Origin of the sequence: Chryseobacterium sp. CH25 (assembly GCF_004119455.1) — a bacterium.
In the GTDB taxonomy this organism is placed as follows: Bacteria; Bacteroidota; Bacteroidia; order Flavobacteriales; family Weeksellaceae; genus Chryseobacterium.
In genome coordinates this window covers 1-272 of record NZ_NRQT01000068.1, presented here as the reverse complement: position 1 = coordinate 272, position 272 = coordinate 1, and the positions used below count along the sequence as shown (strand labels likewise).

Genomic DNA, 272 nt, shown 5'->3' with positions numbered 1-272 from the left:
TTGATCTTTCCAAAAATATAAACCTCTTTATTAATGGGCAGCTGCTCTTTCAGCCATTTTGAATACTGAAACCATACCAGATCCATGCTGCCGGTATCATCATTGAATTTTGCGGATAATCTTTTTGTTTTACCTGTCTGGATTTCCTGTACCTGTGTGATCCTTCCCCTAAGTTGATCTTTCCAAAAATATAAACCTCTTTATTAATGGGCAGCTGCTCTTTCAGCCATTTTGAATACTGAAACCATACCAGATCCATGCTGCCGGTATCA

The 272-nt window shown here is 38.6% G+C and carries 1 pseudogene; it reads right to left on the bottom strand.

Annotation, left to right across the window (positions count from 1 at the left end):
• A pseudogene (locus BOQ64_RS24310) lies at positions 1-176 on the bottom strand (OB-fold nucleic acid binding domain-containing protein); the annotation flags it as partial.
• Positions 177-272: the final 96 nt, after the last annotated feature.